This window comes from Gluconacetobacter tumulicola (genome assembly GCF_014174215.1).
Classification (GTDB): Bacteria; Pseudomonadota; Alphaproteobacteria; order Acetobacterales; family Acetobacteraceae; genus Gluconacetobacter; species Gluconacetobacter tumulicola.
In genome coordinates this window covers 1-2,714 of sequence record NZ_JABEQL010000056.1, presented here as the reverse complement: position 1 = coordinate 2,714, position 2,714 = coordinate 1, and the positions used below count along the sequence as shown (strand labels likewise).

General features: G+C 50.0%; 5 protein-coding genes. 3 read left to right on the top strand and 2 right to left on the bottom strand.

Annotated elements, in window-relative coordinates:
* Positions 1–741 (top strand): hypothetical protein (locus tag HLH29_RS19140; protein WP_220791606.1); only part of this gene is annotated, 741 nt, incomplete at its 5' end.
* Between the two features lie 165 nt (positions 742–906).
* Here the strand turns inward: HLH29_RS19140 and HLH29_RS19135 are convergent.
* The gene (locus tag HLH29_RS19135) at positions 907–1,383 is read right to left on the bottom strand and encodes a glycoside hydrolase family protein (RefSeq protein WP_182968960.1); all 477 of its coding nucleotides are present in this window, start codon (positions 1,381–1,383) and stop codon (positions 907–909) included.
* Between the two features lie 170 nt (positions 1,384–1,553).
* Here HLH29_RS19135 and HLH29_RS19130 point away from each other — a divergent pair, with 170 nt between their 5' ends.
* Together HLH29_RS19130 and HLH29_RS19125 are read left to right on the top strand one after the other, a co-directional pair.
* Positions 1,554–1,721, top strand: a complete 168-nt coding sequence (locus HLH29_RS19130) for a hypothetical protein (protein ID WP_182968959.1) — start codon at positions 1,554–1,556, stop codon at positions 1,719–1,721.
* 185 nt (positions 1,722–1,906) lie between these two features.
* The gene (locus HLH29_RS19125) at positions 1,907–2,167 is read left to right on the top strand and encodes a hypothetical protein (RefSeq protein WP_182968958.1); all 261 of its coding nucleotides are present in this window, start codon (positions 1,907–1,909) and stop codon (positions 2,165–2,167) included.
* A 219-nt stretch (positions 2,168–2,386) separates the two neighbouring features.
* On the opposite strand, the gene HLH29_RS19120 is transcribed toward HLH29_RS19125, so the two are convergent.
* Positions 2,387–2,599 (bottom strand): hypothetical protein, encoded by a 213-nt coding sequence (locus HLH29_RS19120; protein ID WP_182968957.1) that lies wholly within the window; start codon positions 2,597–2,599, stop codon positions 2,387–2,389.
* Positions 2,600–2,714 lie beyond the last annotated feature (115 nt).

Here is a 2,714-nt window from a genome sequence, read left to right as displayed (position 1 = left end):
AGCCAGAACCTGGTCCAGAACATCGTCAGGGATCACCGGCTTCTTGCGTCGGGCCATGATGCTTCTCCTTCCTCAGCATCACACCAAACACACGAAATTCAGGATAGGCCCAATGCCTACGGGACCGTCGGAGGCTTCAACAACGCCTATAATGGCAAATACCAGATGTCGATGACCGCCATAGCGCAGGCCGCGAAAGACCTGGGAGAAGCCACACCGACCCGTGACGCCTTCTTGGCAAATCCGGCCATGCAGGAGCGATATTTCGCCCGCTACACGATGGACAACCAGAAATACCTCATGGGTCATTCATCGACCTTTGCGGGAATGTCAGCCGAACAGCGCCTTGGCATCTTGGGTCTTGCCCATAACTCAGGTGCCGGCGGAGCAAGCAAATACCTCAGCATAGGCGTTTCCAGTCGCGATGGCTTCGGAACCGATCCAACGAAGTATATCACGGCAATCAATGACCAGTTGGCAGCAACGAAGCAGAACACACAGATTCTTGCTCAGGCAACCAACTCGAACAGCAGATTAGCAGACGCCAACAACAATCAGGCACAGACACAAGCCCGCGTAGCAGGCACGCAGATAGCAGGCGCGACACAAGCACAGGATTTCAACCATACATTAAACGTCAACGTCAGTGACGACCGAGTTAAGGCACGAGCAAAGAGCGGAGGCGGCATGAACATTCCTCCGCCCCGTGTTCATCAGGCTCTTCCATCTACCGTCGTTTAAGGAGCCATCATGACCACGGATACAAATTTTATCATCAGTTTATGGATATGGATCAAGGGACACTTCTGGCCCATACTTCGTGTCATCTATATCTCGATCCTTCTGGCATTCTCGATACGACACCTATTCCTGATCGGACTTTTATCGCTTCTTCTCTATACGGGATTAAAATACTAACCGGTTGGTCGAGAAGAGCATTGCCTCACTATGACGACGCAGAGACAGTCCATGAACGACCACGCCGCCGACCCTATTCCAAAGTTGGAACTGAGACGCGGCGAGGTTCATCTGACCTCCAACGACATATGACCAGAGTGATGATGGCCGACCCAATTTCAACTCGAATAGGCCGTCTTTCGACCTACCACCTGGACCCACGTTATAGAGAAAGCTCATAAGGGCATCGAACTCATTTTGCTTGATGGGATTGGGAAGACGCTTGTTCAACATATTCTCGAATGCCTTGAGATCATTGGAAAGCAATGACAGAGCATCGCACTGAGTGATCGTCATTCCTTCTTTGATATCGGGTCCTGTCGTCCCATAGCCAATCGTCCAAATGCCACCAACATCAGGATAGGAAGAAAGAGAACACCCTTCATAATGAGTGATAAGCTGAATGCCCGTTTTGCTTGTTTCCACTTCGTGCCTCGATAAGCACGACTGATGGATTGAGCCCAATGCTCCGAGCAGCCCTCATGATATGTTTGCCATCAGCCGTGCTATATATTTATTGAGCGCAACCTAAATACTTCTTGCCCGGCCACATCAGCAGGAAATAACAAGAGGAAACACAAGCACAAGGAGCTTACATGATTACCCTTATTGTATTATTGCTTATCGGATTCTTTATCCTCTGGCCGATCGTCACAGCATTGCTCTCGCTGCTCGGCTGGCTCGTGATTATTCTCTTCACGCCGTTCCTCTGGTTCGGATTGTGGGTATGCGAGAAGCTGGGCCTACCCCGTAGAAGCCCGTAGAAGTCCGCACAGCGCGCTCACGCGCGGGCAGCGTGTTGCTTACGCAAGCGGCCTAAGAAGCTGCTAGCGACGCTCTCAGGGGCTCGCACAGCGCCCCTCCCCTGAGCCATCAATCTCCTGATCCTCATAAATATGACGATGGACAAATCCATCGAACGAATAACGAAGACATTCAGGAGAACGATATGGCAAAAATCACCATTAAGACCGACGAAACATTAGAGATTGATCTTTCACCAGCCATTTCTGGACATAAGAAGATCACCGTTCGAAAACCCAACTATTCAGAGATCAAAGTCGCACTTGGCAAGAATGACGGCACTCCGACGGGCACAGCAGAGGCCAACGATTTCCTATACCAAACGGTAACGGATCTTTCTCCCCTTGATCTAGCGATCATGCCAGGAGCAGTGATAAAGGCCATCGACGATTTTTTGGCAACCTGAATGCTCATACGATAACGAGCGACTATCTCGATCAACTCCGATACAACATCAGAGAACTGATCCTATTTTTTGAATGGCCGCACGTAAACGAGAATGATCCCTGTTCAGCTTACCATATGAATCTCGGTGAGCTTGAATGGTGGACCAAGAGAGCAAATCAGATTGCCGAAATCCGAGAAAAGGAAATCGGAAAAGGAAGGAAATGAGAAAGCCCCGGCCTTAAACCGGGGCTTCTTGCTCTTCATCGTTATCCCATTCATCACTCATCCACCATTGCTTTGGCTTCCTGAGATTGGAATCCAGGCAGTGGGCGTTCTCACGGACAGTTTTGATTGAGTGATGACGGATACAGCGAACACGCAGATTCGACGTTTCATATTTCAACGATGGATCGACTTCGATGGGAATGATGTGATCGACATCAAGCCTCATATCCTCGGGGGCCTATCCTGAATTTCGTGTGTTTGGTGTGATGCTGAGGAAGGAGAAGCATCATGGCCCGACGCAAGAAGCCGGTGATCCCTGACGATGTTCTGGACCAGGTTCT